This window comes from Candidatus Erwinia haradaeae, assembly GCF_900698995.1.
GTDB classification, from domain to species: Bacteria; Pseudomonadota; Gammaproteobacteria; order Enterobacterales; family Enterobacteriaceae; genus Erwinia_E; species Erwinia_E haradaeae_C.
Window position 1 is genome coordinate 966,744 of record NZ_LR217735.1, and the last position, 24,587, is coordinate 991,330.

Sequence of the window (24,587 nt, forward strand, 5' to 3'; positions counted from 1 at the left end):
ATGACTCCAAGATCATAACTCGTAATATTAACAATAATTTCACAACTAATAATTAATGAAAGTAAAGATATTACGTATACTATACTAATCATTAACACTTAGTAATCTTAGATATTTTAGTTAGATCCACTATATATTTTATTTTCAAATAACAACAAAATAACAAATCAATACTCTATGCGCTTCTAAGTTACCCATTGGATTAATATAAAATTATAATAAAACTAAAATATCACTACAATTATAAATATTTTTATAATATTTTAGGTGGATTTTCTTCATAAACACCAAAAACATTAACACAAGAAAATCTCAAATAAACTTCTGTATGGTGAATTTTTCATATTAATTAATTAATTAAAAGAAATTGTATAACAATCGTGCTATATATTTAAAAGATAACATGAATTTACAACTAAAATAGTAAACAATCTATAATATTTTTTAATTTAGCTAAAAACATTACGTAACGTGATTAGCTTCAGGTTTTGTCTTTTTTAAGAGTGTATTATTAATATACTCATTATCATATATAAAAATGTATATACAATTCTATGTATCTCATGGTCTATATATTTACCTATTCAACATATAATCATGTTAGTTCATCTACTTACAACACGCATAAGCAAATAACATGATTGGCTATTTTTAAAAATTAATTAATGTAACAATTATTTATATCAAATATTAAATACTGCAGTAGATTAATATTTTTACATCTAATGCCAAAGACATCCATAAGAAGATAACGTTAGGAAGCATATTATGATCAAGGCATTAGCAACCGTAGCATCATATCAGAATAATATTTTAAAGCTATATGTCCAAAAGAATATAGCTTGCAACAACTGCTCTCTTGCTTTAAACTTATTAGAATCTATCTTGTGTTCTAATAATACGGGGAGTATATATAAAATTACAGTTTTTAATACACAAGAATTTTTTAAAGACCAACAAGTTGAGCTATCTATAAGTAAAAATATAATTCTTATAACAGCATTTTTTATATATATAACACCATTATTTGGATTATTTGTTGTAGGTGGAATTTTTCAAATATTTTTCTGTAACAACCAAGTAACAGTACTAGCTTCATTTTTAGGTGGAGCCATGGGTATGTTAATCATTAAAAAAATTTCAAAAATACTCATGCGATTAGAATTATTTCAAATAAAGATTCTTAAATAAAATATTAATTTCTGTAGTATAATTATTTTTATATTTGCTGAGATGAATGCTATGATTATTAATATTTTGACTATTAACATTTTTACTATTTCAGAACAAATAAATATTTTATTTTTATTTTCTAATAACATAAAAACTCACTAATTATATCATATGCAATTATATAAATTAAATTAAAAATTTATATATAAGCTGCGAGATACCATAAAAGTTAGTCATAAATTTTAAGCATATAATACAATATATAATTGTCATTATATATATACTACAAACATCATCATTATTATGCTCTTAATTACAGTACAGTCTAACTTAAAAAAGATCATCTTCAGTACTTTAATATAAGGTAGATTAAAAAAATCAAATAATATATGCGATATCGGTAATCTATTTAAAGCATAAGAAAGAATCACATTTTGATCACTAAAATGATGTGATTATATGAGTTCTGCATAAAATTTTTAAATACTATTTATATTACTCGTTTTTAAACATATAAATATAATGAGAATCTTTCTTAATAACTCTAAATCAAAAATTCATACTCAATTAAAATATAACATTATTACAAATTGTAGCATATACTCAAAAAACATTCCTATCATAGTAAATAAAATCTTATGTAAAATAAGATAATAAAATTATCACTGATTTTTTTTTAAAAAATTTATTTATTCTATATTAATATAAATATCTTTGATATTAATTAGTATCGCAGTTTATATTAGAATGTAAAATAATTACTCTATACAAAAAATAATATTTTTCATATAGATTGCGCGATATTATCCGTTAAAAATTTTTATCTGTATAAAATAGATACTTTAATTAAAAATTACCTCCTGCAATATTATTAGTATATTTATATTGCTACATTTATATTAATTAATATTAATTATACATATTCTAATATTTTAACCATCCGAGCTAAAAGCTCATAAGTACTCTTTTATCTATAAGACTTTTTAAATAAAAGCTTAGGGAGTTTCAGTGTTAAAAAAAATATGCTACCTAGCCCGTCAAGCCGGTGATGCTATTATGCAAGTATATGATGGAGAATATCCCCTTAATATTAGACAAAAGAAAAACCATTCTCCAGTAACGACTGCAGATATTAAGGCACACTACATCATCACTTCAGGGCTTCAAGAACTAACCCCTACAATACCAATTTTATCAGAAGAAGAGATGATATGCTGGGAGATTAGAAAAAACTGGGAAAAATATTGGTTAGTTGATCCATTGGACGGTACGAAAGAATTTATTAAACGTAATGGTGAATTTACAGTTAATATTGCTCTAATACATAAAGGCAAGCCAATCCTCGGCGTGGTGTATGCGCCAGTGTTTTCGATGCTTTATTCTGCTATAGACGGTAAAGCTTGGAAAGAAAATAGGAAGAACCGAATACAAATTAAAGTAAAACCTCTAAAGCCCCCAGTAGTAGTAATTAGTCGTTCACACTCAAAAGATTCTGAAATGTCTCATTACCTTGATATTATAGGTTACCATCATATATTAAAAATTGGCTCTTCATTAAAATTTTGTATGGTTGCCGAGGGAAAAGCTCAATTTTATTTACGATTAGAGCCTACAAATATTTGGGATACAGGCGCAGGACATGCAATAGCAGAAGCTGCCGGCGCTACGGTCAATGATTGGCAAGGCAAATCTATTAACTATCTACCAAAAACCTCATACCTCAACCCAGGATTTCTTGTGTCTTCTTTTAAGTAAAGTTTAGATTCTCTATTTATTGGAATTAACTATAAGAATGTCTTTAGAAAGCAAATAAAGTACATTAATTACTTTAAATCAATATAATTAATATTATTAGAATACCATTCTATCTGCTAAAAACAAACGATCAGCAAATTACTGTAGAACTTTACTTATTTTAAGCGATAATGATGTTTTATATAAAATTTTAATACTTTTAATCTAGATATTATTATTGACTTATGTTTTTTTACATAAATTACCTCTAACTTCTAAAATCTGTATATCCATGTATTAAGCATGTTTCTAAATTTTTATTTTTATTATAAAAAATCTTATTTAATCATCTATTATATCAAACTTCCTAAAATAGAACTTTATAAATTATCAACTAATTGTACAGCATAACCAAGATAGTTTGATGGTGTAATTTTCCGAAGGCGCTCTTTGGCTTCCTCTGGTAACGCTAAATTATCAATAAATATCTTGATGTCTTCAGAAGATACTGATTTTCCACGACTAAATTCTTTTAATATTTCATAAGAGTTTGCAATACCATATCTTCGCATCATCATCTGAATTGGCTCTGCTAAGATTTCCCAATGATTATTAAGTTCCTCAAGCAAGGAAGCGCGATTCACTTCTAACTGCAAAATTCCATTACAGGTAGCTTGATAAGCAGTCATTGAATGACCTAAACACACGCCTAAATTACGAAGAACAGTTGAATCGGTTAAATCACGTTGCCAACGAGAAATTGGTAATTTATTTGCAAGGTGCTGCATGATAATATTGGCTAATCCAAGATTACCTTCAGAATTTTCAAAGTTTATTGGATTAATCTTATGCGGCATGGTAGAAGAACCAATTTCTCCAGAAATTGTTTTTTGTTTAAAATGATTTAATGCTATATAACCCCACAAATCACGGTTAAAATCAATTAAAATTGTATTAAATCGCATTATGCAATGCAACATCTCTGAAATAAAATCGTGCGGCTCAATCTGCGTTGTATATGGGTTCCATGTAATACCTAATGACATGACAAACTTCTGGCTTAATTGATGCCAGTCAACTTCTGGATAAGCAATTTTATGTGCATTATAATTACCGACAGCACCATTTATTTTACCTAAAATCTTCAGATTATTAAACTGCTCTAATTGTCGTTGTAATCTATACGCTATATTGCCCATTTCCTTACCTAATGTCGTAGGTGTCGCCGGCTGTCCATGAGTACGGGAAAGAAGTGGAACATCTCGATACTGCTTGGCAAGGCCTCTAACTGCAGTAATCATATGCTGCCAATATGGAATAATAATTTTTTGACGTGAGTGCTCTAACATAAGGGCGTACGATAAATTATTGATATCCTCGGAAGTACAAGCAAAATGAATAAATTTGGATGCAGCATGCAGAGTCGGCACAGTACACATCTTTTCTTTTAAAAAATACTCTAGTGACTTAACATCATGATGCGTGGTTTTTTCAATAGTCTTAATACGTAGAGCATCCTCTTCAGTAAAAGTTATAAAAAGCGCATCAAGAAATTGATTATCAATCTTAGAGAATTTAGGGATTTCTGGAATATCTGGACAGGTAGATAACTTTTGTAACCAACGTATTTCAACTTGAAGACGAAATTTAAACAAACCATATTCGCTAAAAACAGACCGTAGTAGTATAAGGTTTTCGCCATATCGGCCATCTATCGGTGATATAGCAGTTAACGGGGATAATTCCATTATAACTTCTCTAAGATTAAGGTGATGGTATGTTATACTTAATTACTCGAAAGATCTTTTAATATTAGCTGCGCCTCATTCATTAAGCGATTACGAAACAACATAAATTGCCAACGAGATCCACCAACCTGTTTCCATAATACTGCGGAACGAATACCAGACAATAGCATTGCGCGAACTTTATTTTGTATATTAATATTTTTTAGTATTTCCGCAGAACCGCGAACTTGAATCCGCAAACCAAGTGGACTAATAATATCTACATAAATCTCTGCAATTAAACTTAAAAACTTCTCAGATTCCATGGCATAGTGCTCTAATTGTCTGTTTAAATCTCCAATACGATGAGTCAAATTTCCTAGAGCCAACTGATTTTTATTGAGCTTACGCTCTAATCCCATTAAACTCATAGTATAATGGGTAACCTCAATGACTAAACCTTGAGAACTTCTGCTGTTTAAAAGACCAAGAAGCGTTTCTAAACCGCATTTTATATTAGATTTTTTATTTCCAAATACAGCTAGTATGGAAGGCGGATGAAGGTTTAACAAACTACTTAAAGATATTTTAAAAATATCTACAGGACACTTTCCATAATGAGATAATTGTTGTACTAAATATGCTGATTGACAAATACCTGCTAATGCCAAAATAATATCATGATAATTCTTTGCCACAGAGACTCCTTGTGTATGCAGTTAGATATGATGTATCGGTATACGCTGATCAATAATACCACCACCAAGACATTTGTCATTAAGATAAAAAACTCCGGACTGCCCTGGTGTCACTGCTGCTACTGGATAGTTAAATATTACTTTAACAGAATTACTACCCAATGGAATCAACGTACAAGGTATATCTTTCTGACGATAACGGGTTTTTACGGTGCAACAGATAGGATCTACTGGAATATTACAATCTATCCAGTGCAGCTGATTAGTTATAAAGCCTCTTGAAAGTAACCGAGAATTATCTGAGCCTTGTGCAACAATAAGCATATTATTAGAAACATCTTTATCAACGACATACCAAGGAAGTTCATTACTATTTTTGCGACCACCAATACCTAAGCCTTTTCGTTGACCTATAGTATAATAACATACACCTTGATGCCAACCTACTGTGTCGCCATATACAGATAGAATCACCCCAGGCTTTTCAGGTAAAAAATTAGATAAAAATTGTATAAAATTTCGCTTTCCAATAAAACAAATACCAGCAGAATCTTTTTTATTTGCCGTGATAAGTCTTAACTGCGCAGCAATGCCCCGCACAACAGATTTAGATAAAACCCCAAGAGGAAATAAACTCTGTGAAATCTGTTTAGAATCTAGAGTATAAAGAAAATAACTTTGATCTTTATTGAGATCTAAGCCACGCAGTAAACAAATTTTTTCATAATCTCCCTGGCGACGCACATAATGACCAGTGGCGATATAATCTGCACCTAACTCTTCTACAGAAAACTCTAAAAAAACTTTAAACTTAATTTCTTTATTGCAGAGAATATCTGGATTTGGAGTACGACCTCTTTTATATTCTTCTAAACAATATGAAAAAACATTATTCCAGTATTCTGCAGAAAAATTAATAGTATGAAGAATAATTCCAAGTTGATCACATACAATTTCTGTATCAGATAAGTCTTTTGCCACACTACAGTAACCTATAGAACCCTCTGTCTCTTCCCAGTTACGCATAAATAAACCTTCCACATGGTAGCCTTGTTTTTTAAGTAAAAAAGCCGCCACAGAAGAATCTACTCCACCAGACATTCCAATAATGACTTTTTTTTTACTATTCGGCATGGATATTACCTAATGACAGTATGTTATTCAAAAATTACACAAATACTGAGTGCATAAGAGTTACTCTAATACCTATTGTTATCCGTTTTTATGAAAAGGACACCCTAATAAAGTAGTATTGATTCAGATCAAGCCTTATGATAAAAACATATCATAGTGTGTAATTGTATCCTCTCACTCTGATGAATATCTGAAAAATATTTGTGATTGACTATATATATTCCAATATAACAATCACTGATGGTATTCAGTATTTTCCACTTTATCAAAATGTCAAATTTTTACTACTAAAAGCAGAGTATATAAATTTTCTAAAAGAACACATTTTAACAATTTGCCCATACAAACAATATTATTTTACTCTACAGTAAAAAACTTACACTGATGAATCTAATAATTATCAGATATATAAATTTTCAAACCTCAATCCGATTATACTCTAAACTCAGGTTATCATGACATCACCAAAACCTGTTCTGTTGACTTAACAGGTCTTTAACTAAGTTACTGGTGTATTATAATTCGATATTAGTGATTATTATATCATAAAATTTTTTAGCAGAAGCACTATAGATACACACATATAATTTTTGAATTTTAGAAAAAATATATAAAATTGCTCATGATCTATACATACTCCAACACCAAATGATGTATACCACATAATAAAAATAAATCTAAATAATCACTCATGAAATCTGACATTGATCTTATTTAAGCTCACTCTAGTTAATAAATTATAGTGATACTAAAACTTACCAATATTTATCAAATAATCACGAGCCATATTTATCTTACTATTATCTTATTGCTCATTTATAATGAACAAAAATCTTAATATATAATATTCTTTCACATTGTCACCAACCGAAATTTCATGTATCACCTATAGAAAAACTATCAAATAATATTATATAATATATTCATAACCTCAGAACAATAATTGATTTATAGGTTTTACAATTAAACAAATTGATAATGTCTTCAGTATAGTTATCAGTCTAAATTATTAACCTGGGATATAGTTATTTTTTATGATAAAATTAATAACATTTATGAATAGATTTTAGAACTTAAAATAAAAATTTTATTAATATCAGTTATGGTTTTTTTATTGTAGAGTAGCTGGCATGTTATCCCAAGACTAGTTCAAATTACTCAAAATATACAATTAATAAAAATATTTGGCTAAATTATGATATACTTATAATATTCATGCATTTTTATAATGCATCCTATATTTATGCTTAGTAATTTTATTGCAAAAAAAAATTTTGAAGATTGCATCTATATTATATACATCTCATGATAATATCTCTTATCAGTCTATTTGTATATATTATCTAGAATATAGATCAAGTTTTTTTATTTTTTATGACTAAATTTCTTAAAATCATAAGCTGATAATTCACAACTAAATCTTATAATATCTATTTATAAAATATTGGTATATTTATTTTTTAATATAATTAAAAAACGTATCATTTGCTTATGTTTATAATTGTAGTCAATATTGCTCATATAGAACATGTCTGTAAATATTTTATGTTCTCTCGAAGAGCTCACTGTTTATTTTTAGAGTCTTCTAAATATATTTTCTATAAAATATTATATATAAAATGATCTTATAATCATTAATAAGCAAAAATTAAAAAATTATTTTTACATAATAATCATGAAATATTAACCTTATATAGTCTAATTTTGAGTAAATAAATAAAAATATCGCATTTTTTACTATATATGCCACATAATCTCTATTCTATAATACTTTGTCGCTAAGATAATTTAGTATATAACTCGATCAGCAAAGTTATCATTATCTGTAAATAGATATAATTCAAAAATACTTATGAATAATTGATACTAACAATAAGCTCTTATCTTAATAAAAACTAACTCTAACTTTTCGCTAATACTCTTTCTACTGTATCTACAATAACTTGAGTGTTAAGATCAAACTCAATATTTACCTTATGGCTGATATTTTTTTGACCCAATGTGGTACGCGATAAAGTCTCTGGAATAAGATGCACACAAAATTCTTTTTGTGTAACCTCCCCGACAGTTAAACTAATACCATCAATAGTGATAAATCCTTTATGAAAAATATATTTTTTTTTCTCAAACACATCTATATTCAACCAAATTGTGTAATTGTTTTTTTTATTACAGATTCGAGTAATGATTGCAGTTGCCATTATGTGACCAGATACAAAATGACCCCCAATTTCATCGCTAAATCTAGCTGCACGTTCTATATTAACCTTATCCCCTATATTAAGTATATCTAAATTCGTCTTTAAGAGTGTCTCTGTCACTAAATCAAAGCTAACATAATCATCTATTATTTTCGTAACCGTAAGACAACAACCATTATTTGCAACTGAATAACCTGTCTTAAGTCCTTCTAAGAAAGAGCTTGGCATTTTAAAAATATAAGTTCGTACATCTTTTGTTTTTTCAATATAATATAACTCCGCTATACCTTGCACGATACCGGTAAACATAAAAAACCTCAAAATAACTAATTTTATTACTACGCTTATTTTTACTTGAAAAATTTTACTTTAATACAGAAAAATATTCTGCATAATTAAGAAAAATATCCTCAGAAATTGTGAGTACACTGAATATTTCTACGGTATCTCTAAACTAGTATTTACACTGATACTGCACTGAAATTATAGTACATTGAGTATTTCACAAATCATTTATCTTAGGATAATACCATGCTAAAATAGATATGCAATCTTCTTCAAAATCTTGTAACTTGTAAATCTTTTACTAAAAAGCACATACATTCCAGTACATAACTTTATACATATACATTTTTCTAAGTCTTCTGATCTGAATCATAAAATATGAAATACTTGCCTTATATATCGCATTTTCAAAGTTATACAAACTAATGTGTTAAAATATGTTATTTAATGATCTATGACCTTGCAGAACTATTGTGGTATTTTAAAATCATCAACGGATAGAAAAAATACTATTTTAAATATAAATGGCTCGCTTGCGAAAAAACATACCAAAATCATATATTATCTACTTAAGATCATATATTATTTATTTAAGATTAATAACTAATATTCTACTAATTATCATAAATATCATTTATGAAATTTATGCTAATTAATAAAAAATTTTAGAGACAATTACTTGCTCCTGACAAGTAATTGTCTCTAAATACTAACACATTAAAAGACAATACTTGGTAATTAGTCAGACTAAGTGATAACGCACATTAAGGCTTTTATCCTAAATCAAACTTTTCTAATCTTTAGATTATTCTAAAATAATGTTTTGGCTTAACAAATCTCTTAATAGAACCGATAAAATCATATGTCAAACAACTGCTCATTTTAAATAACAATTTTAAAAAATATTCTTTTTAATATCTAGTCACATAAGAATACTTTATCAGTTTTTCAACTTAATAAGCGATATTGTGACTTGATGCATCCAATTAAACAATAGTGCAACGACTATATATATCTGGTAAATAGTAAATCTAACTATTTGTATTCTTCTTAAATTTTTTTATTTAATATTTACAACTTGAATCATTTTATGCAAGCTTCTGTTTTAATTTTTGTAAATAGCTTAATTAATAATTTTTAGACTGACTACTGCAGAAAAAATATTTTATCTCTATGACACTACTAATGAGCTCTTGGTCAGACATAAGAATAAACGCTGATTAGTCTAAGAATGCTAAAAATTTTTTTATTTAAAATTTCATATTTAATGAATCTATGATAAATTTTATAATTTTAATGCAATGATAGATATTTACCAATTAAAATCAAGATCAAACATTTTCTCTTAAATATCTAAGTATTTGTCGAAAAATACGAGTACATGATATAATGACTATATACGCGTTATAAATTTCTAATAATAGAAATACACTTTCTCATGATTATCGTAAATTAATTACATATTATATATTTATATAAATTAATTTTCTAAAAAAATAATAAAGCATTTTACACTTTACTGTAGCACAGATCACATAAAGCACAGATGATCTAATTTTGAAAACTATGCTAGAATTTGTTAACTGGACAATGTTTTGAATCACCGTATCTCTCGAGCAATATCTAGTGCTGATGATAGCATCAATTTTTACTCTATTTTTGCTTACTTAAATAAACTTACTAACATTTCACTTGCCATTGTTCAAAACATTACTGCTAAATTGTCTATATAGTAGGACCGATTTCCTGTGGATACAGAATAAAATTAGTAAAAATAGCGAAAATCAACTAATTATGGTATAAGTTTATATTTAAAAGATAATTGCAAAAATTCTCATATATAATGAAAGAATAAATTAAATTATTTCGTATTATTCGAAATAATTTAATTGAAATATCTTAGTTTATAATAACTATCCAATTATATAATACTAATAAGAAATATTAGATATTTAAATAAATTTCATTTGTATATATGAAATATCTGTATTAAAATTATAAAAAGATATGATTTAGCATATGAACACTCATGCAATACTCAAGAATATATTCATTATGAAGTTTATCAAAACGTATAAAGACAAACTAACAACATTAAAGATAATAAATAATAAATATTAAAATCATAGCAATAGATAAAAAATAAATATCTAATAATTTTCATCTTAAGGGGTTCATTACAAAATTATAGACTACAGTTATGGTTCTATCTCTATTTTTTATCTTATAATAAAAAAGATAACTCGACAGTATTAGACGAATACTAACAACACTTATTACATGTTCTTAAAATTCTATAGTTATGCATGGAATAGAGATTTATATTTAAATGAAAACTAAAAAAATCTATTTATTTATCATATCAACACTGCGTTACAATACAGAAAAAGTAAAATATTCAAGATAATTTAATTATAACACCCTATATATTATACATTTAATTATAACACTATAACACCCTGTATATTATAGAAGAACGTTAGATTTGACTTCGTATTAAAAATGCAAAATTCCAGATAAAATATATTATAGATCATATGACAATAATATTTATTATATGATTTAATATGATTCAAGATAAGTACATAAATAAATAGGTTATATGTCAAAAACATGGATAAAGAATAATATTTTCATATTCATCTACCTCTAATCTAACGCAAGTAACGTTCGAGTAAATACGCAGGATATTATATATTAAAAATATATATGCATTTTAAAGAAGCATCATGACTCCAGGAATACTATTCATTGTTTCCGCCCCTAGTGGAACAGGTAAATCTAGCCTGATTAAGGCTCTGTGTAAAACACAGGCATTATGTAACACACAAATATCCATTTCACATACTACACGTAAAAAAAGACCTGGAGAGAACCATGGTGAACATTATTATTTTATTAATCATAACCAGTTCCATAATATGATTCATCAGAGAAAATTTCTAGAATACGCTAAGGTATTTGGAAATTATTATGGTACTTCACGTAAAACCATCATGAATAAATTACAGAAAGGTATTAATATATTTCTTGATATAGACTGGCAAGGTGCTAGAAAAATTCAACAAATCATACCAACCTCGCGCAGTATATTTATTTTACCTCCATCAAAAGATGAGTTAAAACGTCGTTTGTGTAAACGTGACCAAGACAGTACAACTGTTATTATGCAACGTATGACTCAAGTTATCGCAGAAATGAAACATTATACAGAATACCACTACCTAATAATTAATGAAAATTTTGATCATGCACTTATAGACTTGCAAACCATTGTACGTTCCGAACGCTTAAGCGTTCATCACCAAGCAATATATCATTCTTCGTTAATTCGTAGATTATTGGAGAGCTAATACAATACACCTAAAAATAAGCCTACTAACTATATGAATTTGATAACAAAATCTAATCATGTATAGCTCTTTTATATTACTATCAGTGGAGTTAAATATTTATGGCACGAGTAACTGTTCAAAATGCAGTAAAAAATATTGGCAATCGCTTTGATCTAGTGCTAATAGCGGCACGGCGGGCACGTCAAATCCAGATAGGTGGTAAAAATCCTTTGGTTCCTAAAAGCAATGACAAATCTACCGTGATAGCTCTGCGGGAAATTGAGAATGGCTTAATCACTAATCAAAATCTTGATATTTTTGGTCGTTAAAAACTAAAAAATAAGGCATACTCAATTAAAAATATAAAACTCTCAAAAAGGGTCTGCAATAACTGAATTTAAAAAAAATATTAAAACAAATCCTGATCTAAGATATACTTGAAATACTATATATTAATTCATTATATCTATGCGTTATTAACATCATTATATGAGGAGGAAGAAGTAGTAAAAATTGTAATTACTCGTGAATTATCTTGGTTATGAAAAAATTAGATGATAAGAAAAATAATGTTTTACCTTTAATTTTTTATTCTAAATAACTATACCATAATCATTCATAGAATATAATAATCATTCTTCTTAAGCTTAACTTTATACCAAGAGCTCTATTTTATAATAGTATTGCTTGTTATATACATAAAGTTAACATTCAAGTTAAGTGTACTAACTATTAAGTAAGTCATGCCTTGTAATGCCTTACTAATATAAGTAATAAATTATATAATAATGTGAATACATAATAATTATACTATATCTATATATGCGTTACTGATATTCGCCAATTCTATCTGTAACTGCAATGCAGTGCAAGACTTGGTTTTGGTAAACCTAAGATCCCACATTATATTATGTAGAATACCATTCTAGTGAATAATAAAAAGATGAACAATATAGTAAAGTATGCTTAATAATTAATAATAAAGTGCAACATATCACGTATCAAAGATAATTTAATATTTTGTTTTTATTTATACGAGTAGATTAAAGTCATTCCCTAAATTTCTATAATATATAGAGATGTAAACTAAACACCAGTACATTACATAAAGGAATCAGTCGTGAGTATAAACATCATAAAAAAGGCTTTTAATCTTTTCATTTAGTAAATCATATCAGAAATTTATTCTGATCCTGTTAAGCACAAACATGCCTGAAGCGGTAACTAAAATATTCGTCTACAGAAGAATTAGGATTACATATGAACGCAGATAAAACAGCAGGCGCAGAAAAACGTGCTTCAAAAAGACGTTGGTTAAATGCACAAGATTCTGGTTATCATAAAGCCATGGATAATCGCCATGTACAGATGATTGCCATTGGCGGCGCAATTGGAACAGGTCTTTTTCTCGGCGCTGGTGCGCGCCTTCAAACTGCCGGACCGGCATTAGCTTTAGTCTATTTAGTATGTGGTATTTTTTCATTTTTTATTTTACGTGCGTTAGGTGAACTAGTTTTACATCGGCCTTCTAGTGGAAGTTTTGTCTCTTATGCTCGTGAATTCTTAGGAGAAAAAGCTTCATATGTTACTGGGTGGATGTATTTTATAAATTGGGCAATGACTGGTATTGTTGATATTACAGCCGTAGCATTATATATGCACTATTGGAATGCTTGTGGTGATATACCACAATGGGTATTTGCCCTTGGTGCTTTAGCTATTGTTGGCAGTATGAATATGGTTGGAGTGAGGTGGTTTGCAGAAATGGAATTTTGGTTTGCTATGGTCAAGGTTTTAGCTATTGTGGTCTTTTTAATTGTAGGAGTTATATTTCTAGGAAGTGGTCAGCCTTTAGCTGGAAATGCTACTGGTTTTTATCTAATTACTGATAATGGTGGGTTTTTCCCAAATGGTCTTTTACCAGCCCTTGTCTTAGTACAGGGCGTTGTATTTGCATTTGCATCAATTGAATTAGTAGGCACTGCTGCGGGAGAGTGTAAAGATCCTAAAAATATATTGCCGAAAGCTATTAACAGAGTTATCTGGCGTATTGGTTTATTTTATGTTGGATCAGTAGTATTATTAGTACTACTACTACCTTGGAATGCTTATCAAGCAGGACAGAGCCCATTTGTTACTTTCTTTTCAAAATTAGGCGTACCGTACGCTGGCAGCATTATGAATATAGTCGTACTCAGCGCAGCATTGTCCAGCTTAAATTCAGGACTATATGCTACTGGTCGAATTCTTCGATCCATGTCTATGGGTGGATCGGCCCCTCAATGCATGTCTAAAATGAGTAAACATCAAGTACCTTATGTTGGCATAATAATGACAGTAAGTGTGTATATAATTGGAGTATATCTAAACTATATTGTGCCTGCTAGCGTATTTGAGATTGTGCTCAATATTGCAACGCTTGGTATTATTTCATCTTGGGCTTTTATAGTAATATGCCAAATGCGCCTCCGAAAAGCCATCAAAGAGGGAAAAGCTGAAGATATTAGCTTTAAGCTACCAGGCGCTCCTTTTACATCATGGTTAACATTGCTATTTTTAGTAAGCGTTCTAGTTTTAATGGCGTTCGATTACCCAAATGGCACTTATACTATTGCATCAATCCCATTTCTTGGAATAGTACTTACACTAGGTTGGTTTCGTGTACGTAAACGGGTGAATACCTTGACAGAAGAAGAAAAAAATCCAATAAAAATTATCAAATCTCAATATTGATATATTTATCATTCAATGAACCCAGATTACTTTAAAAGTAAACACAAAATAATCGAGACCTATGTATAACATCTTGTCATCTGCTTTTAATAGCACAAAAATAACTGATAACTAAGTTAACAACTATATACATAATTTATGCATCAAACTAAACATGATATCACAAATAAATATCCACTAAGTTCGTGAGATGCTTTTACTTGCATCCCCTTTAAGGGGGATGCAAACCCCGATTAATCTGCGCAGTGATTTATAGCATATAGGCAATATTATTCAAATTATATATAATAAGCACATCTTTATACTGAATAAAGCTTTGTGATTAATAATGAAAAACACGAAGTAAATTCTGATCACTCTAAAATCCAATCAAAATATAAACGAGGATCTTATGGCCAAATTTATAAGAAATATCCGATATTTATTCTTTTATAATTACAAGTGAAACAACTTTGCGATATATTAGTATCAATTTGACAGTAATGTTATATATTTGATTTTTATGATGACTGTATTTTTATAATTAAAACTTGCAATTAGTTTACATAATAATTATCTAGTTATTACTGCATATATTATATATAATCAGATACGTTATCATAATACTATTATTAATATAAATTAACCAATACATGAACTCTGTCTATTAAGTAATTGCAAAAGATCTAAATGCTATATAATAAGTCAGCGCTTAGCAATCTCCATCTACTTTAGTAACTTTATGATTCATTATATCTTGAGAACTAGCAAAAATCCTATCTCTTAGGCCACTTTGGCGTGATACGCAAGCTCTTACTGCACTTTCAAAAATTAATTTCTTAGAATAAATAGTAAGCTTTTTTTTTGCACGAGTAATTGCTGTATATACTAATTGACGTGTTAAAATTGGTATAATCTGATTCGGTAAAATAACTACAGCATGATCAAACTCTGAACCCTGCGATTTATGTATTGTCATGGCAAAAGCTGTATCATGCAATGGTAAAAAACAAGTTTTCACCGCAGCAATGTTACCATTAGATAATAAGAACCATACTTTTATTTCGCGATCACAATCCTCCATTGCTATACCAACCTCACCATTAAATAATTGCATATCTTGGTCATTACTCATAATCATTACTGGGCGCCCAATATACCATTCTTGCATAACAGAGAGATCCTTTCTAATCAACCCAACCTGATGCAACATATTTTCAATATACTTATTTAATTCTATTGCACCAAATAACCCATTATGCACTGCACATAAAACCTGAAAACATCTAAAAGCAGTTAATACTTGATAAGGTTTCGCGCCAGCATGAATCAAAGATAAGTAAGCGCTGTATCCCTCAGAACAGCTTTCTAGTAGCTTCTGATAATCTGTTTTACATCTAATTGCAATACGACATACATCACTAAATTTACCATTTAATATCTTCTCGGTATGCTGAACCTGTCCATTATTTACTGCTAACGCTAATTGACCGATACCAGATGATCGTTTAAATCGATAATTTTTAGTAAGCACACAAATCATATCACCTATTAAATTATTTTGATTAGCTATCTGCTTGCTCAGTTTACAACCAGTTAACCGAGCAAGCTGCTCAGCTCTTGCAAAGCTATAATAATTCTCTGCATGATAACAAAAATCACTAAATACAGATCCAGCTTCTATAGAAGCTAATTGATTTCGATCTCCAAGAAACAAAACCCGTGCATGATGAGGTAATGCAGTAATTAAACGAGACATCATAGCTAAATCAATCATCGATGCTTCATCAATAACCAATACATCAATTTTAAGAGGATTTTCTGCACAAAATCTGCAATAATGACTATTTGGGATAATATCTAATAATCTATGAAGTGTAACAGCTTCTCGCGGAAAGCTCCTTAAAATATGATCACTTGCCTTTAGCTCCTTTATAGCATTGCCAAGCGCCTCACTTAACTTTAAGGCTGACTTACCAGTTGGAGAAACCACCTTGATAGATTGTGGTTTTGATGATAACTCAATAAAACTAGCTAAGAATTTAGTCACCGTAGTAGTTTTTCCTGTACCAGGCCCGCCAGATATAATTGCTATTTTTCGCGTCAGAGCTACTGCTACAGAAATTTTTTGAAAATTACACACATTCCGACCAAAATAACGATCTAAAATTTTGCGTGTCTTTTGCTCATCTATATAACATGAAGAGTTTTTTTCTTGTATAAATTTAGCGATAACTACTTCATTAAACCACATTCTATATAAATAAAGACGTTCTTTATCTAAAACTAGCGGCGCCACCAACCTTCCGTCGCTCACAGATGAATGTGCTAGTAGGATATCTTTAATATTTTCTGGAGCCCCAACCGATATCCATATCATCTGAGCTAAATCCTGATGTATATCAGAAAAAAAAATTTTAGAATTTAATTTATCGAGCAATAAACACACATGCCCCTCTCTAGTATTACGGCTCACTAATGCCGCAGATAGCATAAGCAAAGGCTCTTCTTCTCTCGAGATAGCTCGAGCAAAATGCAAATCAAGAGGATGCAACAATCCTTTTTTCTGCGCTATATATAATAGCTCTGACAATATCATTCACTGTTTCCTGAGTGTCAGATTCAACTATAAATATCATTAAATAGATATCAAATTCAGCATATTTCCCACTAAAATACAGAAGCAATAAATCTTATACAAATCATAGCTAAGATTTTTATATGCATTTAGTAAACATTTTACAAAACATAAATTTTTACCATTGCAGCTTAGAAAATTATAACATTAAAAATAGCAATTAGTTATGCGTAAAAATCTTAACACTATTGCAAAAACATGATAAATTAAAAAAATCAATAAAACTATTAACCACTTTATTATATCACCTTACCATTTTTTAGAATCATAAAATAATAAAAAAAACATCTAGTGTATAGAAAACTAGAAAACGATAGTAATAGTTTGTATGAGTTAGATTTAAGTGCCACTGTAAGACAAAAATATAAGATGAAAAGATAATTACATAACATATCTATGAACACTCTTACTAACAATTAATAAAATAATATCTATTTAAATCAGTTTAGATGCATTCCATATGATGGAATCATCAAACACAATTACTGATACTATATATATTACTTGAATGTAATTTGTTCACGTTAAACAAACAAGAATAAAAAGTGCAAATATATGACATGCACCGCCTTATCTAAAAAATAAAATAGTATAGTATATCATATCGCATACTATCTATAATAAAATTAGATAATATCTTGCATATTGGTACTTAGCGCATAATTAGTTTTAACAATTAATCAAAATCGGATAATTATTAGCATATTGCAGTAATATTTTTAATATTATCTATAATAATCTATTTTTATGTTTTCAAATAGATCTGGTACAATCTTAATTAATTCTACTATCTTAAAGATAAAAAATAAATCATATTGATCTAATATTGTGGGAATTTTGACGTTACAATTATATTGTATTGTGCAATATTAAGCACATACATATCTTTGCTTCTTTGCAAAAAATTAAAGATTTTTATAAATTTACATGATATAATCATTATACATTTTACTAAATAATCAGAATTAAAACTACTTAGTTAACATATAAGATATTTTTATTGCTTATATGTTTTTTTATAAAAACAAAAAAATCAGACCACAATAATAAATTAAGAATTCATCACTAAGAAATATGAATATTCCTTGAGATATTTGTAGATTTATAATAAATCATAAAAGAAATATTTATTTTTTATGGATCCTCATAAAAATACTTAGTATTAGTAATTAAAAATCCAATCACTTTTATGCATATCTAATATTATTCGCTACACAACATAATAAATTGTTTTTATAATGATTTTCATCTTAAAATAACTTGTATTGACTTTTATTGTTTAAAAACCCACTTTTTTAGAAAAAAAGCAAATATTCTTTAATTAAGGTAAAAATTAAAAACTAATTAAGAGAGAATATATATAATTATTACCAATATACCCTTATCATTTAAAAAATATTTCTCACTCATTACAAAAATTATCATAACACAAAGTGCATGCCATTCGATTGATTTATTGATCATGCAATATATAATTATCTGACATTTATAACATTTTTGATTCTTTTCTACATAATAAAAATATAATATATTATAGATTTAATTACGCCTTGTAAATTTAATTACGCCTTACTCAATATTCTCTGATAATATTTCTTTATTATAAAGACTAGAGTCTTTAATGTAATCATGCTCTCTTCTTTATATATAGTGAACATACTGACATTTTATTTACTAAATCAGTAATATAATAAAACCCCGCTGTATTTTATTAATTGTATGTATACAAAACTAATTTAGACAACAAGAATACTTTAAACTAATTCGTACTATAGAAACAATTTAAATGTCTATACGTAAAAAGACTCTATCTATCATTGTGATTATTTAAAACAAATTACATTAAAGATCTATTATATACTATATAACATTTAATTTAAGTATAAAATTATACCATCAAATGATGTATACTAATAATATATATTATATACATTATCTTCTATAATAATAAACTCTATCTAATTCATAATTTTCTAGCACAAGGATCTGAAATATATGACGCACCTAGTCACTGAAAGTCCTTGTAATTTTCAGAAAACTGGTAGGGCGGTATTGAAAATTGTACGTGAAGGACTACAACAACTAGATCAGTATATCAATAAAGATTTTGCTCATGCTTGCAAAATCATTTATCACTGTCGTGGAAAAGTAGTGGTAATGGGAATTGGAAAATCAGGTCATATTGGTAAAAAAATTGCCTCAACCTTTGCTAGTACTGGAACACCTTCTTTTTTTGTACATCCCGCTGAAGCAAATCATGGTGATCTAGGAATGGTTTGTACTAATGATATAGTTATCGCTATTTCTAATTCTGGTGAGACGTTAGAGATCTTAACATTGATCCCTGTCTTAAAACGTCGTAATATTGTATTAATTTGCATCACCAGCAGACCAGGAAGCACCATGGCATGTGCTGCCAAGATTCATATATGCGTTAAAGTACCACAAGAAGCCTGCTCTTTAGGTCTAGCGCCGACAAGTAGTACTACTGCTGCACTTGTCATGGGTGATGCATTAGCAATTGCATTATTAAATGCCAGAGGTTTCACGCAAGAAGATTTTGCTCTTTCTCATCCAGGTGGAGCATTAGGTCATAAGCTATTACTTCGTGTAGAAGATATTATGCATACTGGTAATGATATTCCTCAAATCCAACCAGAAGCATCTCTGGGTCAAGCGTTACTGCATATGACATCTAAAAAAATGGGGGTTATAGTAATTTGCAGTATCGAAGGTCTTATTAAAGGTATTTTTACAGATGGAGATCTGCGGCGTATATTAAATTTAAACATGAATATTAATGTAAGGAATCTTAGAATAGATAGCGTCATGACTCAATTTGGCATATGTATGCAACCTAGAACATTAGTAGCCGATGCGGTGAACGTGATGAAGAGTAAAAATGTTACCTGTGTTATGATCTCTAGAAACGATAAATTATTAGGTCTAGTTCACATTCGTGATATTCTGCGTGCTAACATAACTTAGAAAAAGTTATGCGTCATGAAAATCATAACCTAAAATAACAGCACGCTATCAGTAAATAAACTTATAAAATAATACAATACTTAGATATAATCAGATCAAAAATCTAAATACATCAGGATTGTGATCTTTGCATTATAAGAAAATAATTTTTATAATTAGGATATGTCTTATTATACGCTAGATCTTGTACCACTACACTAAAAACTACTGTAAAAAATGTGAGTATAAACCCACTCAACCTTAATCTGACAAATAGAAAGTAGAAAATTTTCATATAGCTACACATAAGATAATAATCAGACTAAATAGTCTGATTATTATCTTTAAATAAAATTTAATCATAAAAAATATTAATATCACAGATAAAATCTAAGAAATAATACATTAAGACAATATTATAATATACAGATATTATCGTCCGTGTGAATTTAAAACTTAAACCTTTAATTTTATATCATTTAACCTTTTAATTAAATAATATTATTTTCCCTTTGATTGATTTCAGGATACATTTGTTATAGTAGCTATATTAAAATTATATTATACACAAATAAAACTATACTAAAAAATTAAAACTGATTTAATACTCTCTTGTATTATAATATATTTGATAATATTACGTTATGTATAATATTTAGATCATTGATATATTCTCCATTCCCTGACTAATCCTAAATAATATTAACACAAGTGAATCATTATTATGAATAATAGACAAACTTTTATTTCAACTTGCTACGGACCGGTGAGTCACACAATAATTCAGAAAGCAGAACAGGTGAAATTATTAATTTGTGATGTAGATGGTGTCATGTCAAATGGAACGATTTACCAAGGAAATAATGGTGAAGAATTTAAAGGCTTTCATGTACGTGATGGATATGGTATCCAGTGCTTATTGACCTCTAAGATCGAAGTTGCAGTTATTACAGGGCGAAAATCAAAATTTCTTGCAGATCGTTGCACTACTTTAGGAATAAAATATCTATATGAAGATCAGTCTGATAAAATAAAACCATTCTATCTAATTTTAGACATACTCAAGCTAAATACAAACCAAGTAGCATATATTGGTGATGACCTAATGGACTGGCCAGTTATGGCGCAAGTAGGTTTAAGCATTACAGTGTCTGACGCACATCCAATCTTACTTTCTAAAGCTGACTATATCACACGAATTGCTGGAGGACGAGGAGCTGTACGAGAAATCTGTGATTTAATTTTGACATCAAAAGGAAAAATGACCATAGATTGTGTCTCTAATTAGTAATGAGTAAAATAAAAAACTGGGTAATAACATTAATAACTTTAATAGTTATCCTTTTAATCTTGGGAGCACTCATAACTCATCATAACATAGAAGATATCTTTAATGTGAGTGATCCTGCTAACGAACCAATGCATATAAGCACTAACTTACATGTACTACTATACAATAGTCAAGGTTTTATATCTTATCATATAATGGCTGAAAAAGCTCAATATTATTCTGATCATAAAATTAGCTATTTTATTTACCCTATCATAGAAATATATGACGATAAAAAACTTGCTACCTGGAAGATACGAGCCAATCAAGCTAAACTTACTCATGACAATATGTTATATTTATATGGTAACATTCTAGTAAATAGCCTGTCTAGCATGACAGAGATAAAACAAATTAAAACAAATAAAGCAATAGTAAACTTAACAACGCAAGATATTACTTCTAAGGATAGCGTTATACTTTATGGTCGAAACTTTCAATCTGCTTGTACAAAAATACATAGCAATTTACGTAATAAAACTGCAGAATTAATTGGTCAAGTAAAAACTTCTTATGAAATTAAAAATAGAAGCCGCAATCATAAAAATATGTATAAGCAGCCTGTTTCTGATGTATAATACACCTTCAATTGCACTACGTGGAGATTTTAGTCAACCTGTTTATATAAATTCAGAAAGACAGACAGTCAATTTGCAAAAAAATACCGCAATAGCTTTTGGTAATGTGCATATAACACAAGGTACCATCAAGATTTTAGCTAGCAAGGTTATCATGACGCGTCCAAATGGAGATAATAAAAAAATGATTATTGATGCTTATGGTAATCTCACGACCTTTTATCAAATGCAAGATAATAACACACCAGTTCAAGGGTCCGCGCAAAAAATTCATTATGACTTAGAAGACAATAAAGTAGAATTAATTGGTAATGCTTGTTTTAGGCAACTACATAGCAGAATACAATGTGATCGTCTTATCTACTTAATGCAAGAACAAAAAATACAAGCTAGTAGTAATAATGATCATCGCATTACTACAATTCTTATGCCTTCAGAATTACAAAATAACTATAAACCTTGAATGCCATTCAAGAACAAAAATTACTAACATGTCAACCTTATTTATAGATAATTTAATAAAAACCTACCAAGGTCGTATTGTAGTCAAAGGTGTCAGTCTACATGTAAGATCTGGCGAGATCATTGGTTTACTTGGGCCTAATGGTGCAGGAAAAACAACAACATTCTACATGGTAGCAGGAATTATAGCTCGTGATTCAGGACGAATTATTCTTGATCAAGAAGATATTAGTCTACTGCCGCTACATGCAAGAGCGCGACGTGGAATTGGGTATCTTCCGCAAGAAAGTTCTATTTTTAGACGTCTAAGTGTTTACGATAATTTAATGTCTGTGCTCGAGATACGTCATGATCTCACTAAAACACAGCGTAAAAATCGCGCTAATGAGTTATTAGATGAATTTCATATTGAAAATCATTTACGTAAAAGAATGGGGCACACATTATCTGGTGGTGAGCGACGACGTGTTGAAATTGCACGCGCGCTAGCAGCAAACCCAAAGTTTATTCTCTTAGATGAGCCTTTTGCTGGTATAGATCCAATTTCAGTAACAGATATCAAAAATATTATACAGCATCTTCGAAATAATGGTTTAGGTGTATTAATTACCGATCATAATGTTCGTGAAACATTAGCAGTATGTCAGCGTGCATATATTGTTAATCAAGGACATTTAATTTCTCATGGCATGCCAAAAAGTATCCTGGCAGATGAGCAGGTACAGCGTGTCTATCTAGGCTCAGAATTTAAATTATAAACAAATATTCTATATTACTATATATGATGGTATTATCTAATCTTTAGAAAACCTAAAAAATTTTACTTACAATTAAGATGACAATAAAATAATTTGATGTTTTTTATCTATTCTCAAAAAATTGTTTTATAAACAGAAATATTTAAATCTGCCCCCATAATGCTTTTTATTAGAAATAAAGTAAAAGTAAAAATTTTTAAGATAAAATTATGATTAAAAATATCAGAAATCTTATAGTACAGATACTGTTAAGTTCATTATATTAAAATAATATTAATCTTCTTTGCATTATAAGATCTTAATTGTTATATAATTAATAAAAATTATAATCTAAAGATTCAAATCTATTTTTCATAATAAATATTTGATATATATCATATTAATAATTATATCAAAATTAGAGTTTTACCTAAGTATTTTTTAGTAATGTACTATAGATATATATTCATTACTTATACGACTTACATGAATAGAAAAACAATTTACATATATATTATATTTATTTTATATATAAATTTATAGAACATATTTTTAATTTTATCACAAACCGTTGCGCTAAGTATATTTATTGTGATCAAATAATGAAAATTATTGAAGATACGCACGAAATGATTAATTCATCTTATCTTTATATAATATATGATAGATAGGTTTGTTATCATAAGTCAAAAACGTAAATATTATAATAGTTTCTATTTTATCAAATTATTTTTTATGTAGCTATTTTATTTTCTTTAAAATAAGTCAAAAATAAACTGCACTATTTCTTTTTGATTAATCTATCACTATAGATCTTATTTTTAACAATATATTTATATATTACTTAATATATATTAGAAGAATATTTTTTATTCA

15 protein-coding genes are annotated in these 24,587 nt (G+C 28.5%); 10 read left to right on the forward strand and 5 right to left on the reverse strand.

What is annotated here, in order from left to right:
- Positions 1-768 precede the first annotated feature (768 nt).
- Positions 769-1,191 (forward strand): SoxR reducing system RseC family protein, encoded by a 423-nt coding sequence (locus ERCISPPA3004_RS03075; protein WP_157990611.1) that lies wholly within the window; start codon positions 769-771, stop codon positions 1,189-1,191.
- A gap of 990 nt (positions 1,192-2,181) precedes the next feature.
- On the forward strand, positions 2,182-2,928 hold the full coding sequence (gene cysQ, locus ERCISPPA3004_RS03080) for a 3'(2'),5'-bisphosphate nucleotidase CysQ (protein WP_157990612.1): 747 nt from the start codon (positions 2,182-2,184) through the stop codon (positions 2,926-2,928).
- A 359-nt stretch (positions 2,929-3,287) separates the two neighbouring features.
- Here cysQ and purB read toward each other — a convergent pair whose 3' ends face one another.
- The 4 genes from purB to ERCISPPA3004_RS03100 all read right to left on the reverse strand — a co-directional run bounded on the left by purB (position 3,288) and on the right by ERCISPPA3004_RS03100 (position 8,976).
- On the reverse strand, positions 3,288-4,655 hold the full coding sequence (purB, locus tag ERCISPPA3004_RS03085) for an adenylosuccinate lyase (RefSeq protein ID WP_157990613.1): 1,368 nt from the start codon (positions 4,653-4,655) through the stop codon (positions 3,288-3,290).
- 38 nt (positions 4,656-4,693) lie between these two features.
- On the reverse strand, positions 4,694-5,332 hold the full coding sequence (gene hflD / locus ERCISPPA3004_RS03090) for a high frequency lysogenization protein HflD (RefSeq protein WP_157990614.1): 639 nt from the start codon (positions 5,330-5,332) through the stop codon (positions 4,694-4,696).
- A gap of 21 nt (positions 5,333-5,353) precedes the next feature.
- The gene (gene mnmA / locus ERCISPPA3004_RS03095; protein WP_157990615.1) at positions 5,354-6,466 is read right to left on the reverse strand and encodes a tRNA 2-thiouridine(34) synthase MnmA; all 1,113 of its coding nucleotides are present in this window, start codon (positions 6,464-6,466) and stop codon (positions 5,354-5,356) included.
- A gap of 1,901 nt (positions 6,467-8,367) precedes the next feature.
- A complete protein-coding gene (locus tag ERCISPPA3004_RS03100) occupies positions 8,368-8,976 on the reverse strand; it encodes a riboflavin synthase subunit alpha (RefSeq protein ID WP_157990616.1) in 609 nt (202 codons plus the stop codon).
- Positions 8,977-11,681: 2,705 nt separating this feature from the next.
- Here ERCISPPA3004_RS03100 and gmk point away from each other — a divergent pair.
- From gmk to ansP, 3 genes are all read left to right on the forward strand, one after another.
- A complete protein-coding gene (gene gmk / locus ERCISPPA3004_RS03105; protein ID WP_157990617.1) occupies positions 11,682-12,305 on the forward strand; it encodes a guanylate kinase in 624 nt (207 codons plus the stop codon).
- A gap of 101 nt (positions 12,306-12,406) precedes the next feature.
- Complete coding sequence (gene rpoZ, locus ERCISPPA3004_RS03110; RefSeq protein WP_157990618.1) at positions 12,407-12,616, forward strand: DNA-directed RNA polymerase subunit omega; 210 nt, start codon at positions 12,407-12,409, stop codon at positions 12,614-12,616.
- Positions 12,617-13,547: 931 nt separating this feature from the next.
- Positions 13,548-15,020 carry an L-asparagine permease gene (ansP, locus tag ERCISPPA3004_RS03115; protein WP_157990619.1) on the forward strand — a complete coding sequence of 491 codons (1,473 nt, stop codon included), beginning with the start codon at positions 13,548-13,550 and terminating at the stop codon, positions 15,018-15,020.
- 691 nt (positions 15,021-15,711) lie between these two features.
- Here ansP and recD read toward each other — a convergent pair.
- Positions 15,712-17,598, reverse strand: a complete 1,887-nt coding sequence (gene recD, locus ERCISPPA3004_RS03120; protein WP_157990620.1) for an exodeoxyribonuclease V subunit alpha — start codon at positions 17,596-17,598, stop codon at positions 15,712-15,714.
- 2,034 nt (positions 17,599-19,632) lie between these two features.
- Here recD and kdsD point away from each other — a divergent pair.
- From kdsD to lptB, 5 genes are all read left to right on the forward strand, one after another.
- Positions 19,633-20,625 (forward strand): arabinose-5-phosphate isomerase KdsD, encoded by a 993-nt coding sequence (kdsD, locus tag ERCISPPA3004_RS03125; RefSeq protein WP_157990621.1) that lies wholly within the window; start codon positions 19,633-19,635, stop codon positions 20,623-20,625.
- Between the two features lie 703 nt (positions 20,626-21,328).
- Complete coding sequence (gene kdsC, locus ERCISPPA3004_RS03130; RefSeq protein ID WP_157990622.1) at positions 21,329-21,892, forward strand: 3-deoxy-manno-octulosonate-8-phosphatase KdsC; 564 nt, start codon at positions 21,329-21,331, stop codon at positions 21,890-21,892.
- A 2-nt stretch (positions 21,893-21,894) separates the two neighbouring features.
- Complete coding sequence (lptC, locus tag ERCISPPA3004_RS03135) at positions 21,895-22,512, forward strand: LPS export ABC transporter periplasmic protein LptC (RefSeq protein ID WP_157990623.1); 618 nt, start codon at positions 21,895-21,897, stop codon at positions 22,510-22,512.
- Positions 22,448-22,975, forward strand: coding sequence for a lipopolysaccharide transport periplasmic protein LptA (gene lptA, locus ERCISPPA3004_RS03140; protein WP_157990624.1), 528 nt, complete (start codon positions 22,448-22,450; stop codon positions 22,973-22,975). Before lptC ends, lptA begins: the two co-directional genes overlap by 65 nt.
- A 28-nt stretch (positions 22,976-23,003) precedes the next feature.
- Entirely contained in the window at positions 23,004-23,732 is a 729-nt protein-coding gene (gene lptB, locus ERCISPPA3004_RS03145; RefSeq protein ID WP_157990625.1) for an LPS export ABC transporter ATP-binding protein, read from the forward strand.
- Positions 23,733-24,587: the final 855 nt, after the last annotated feature.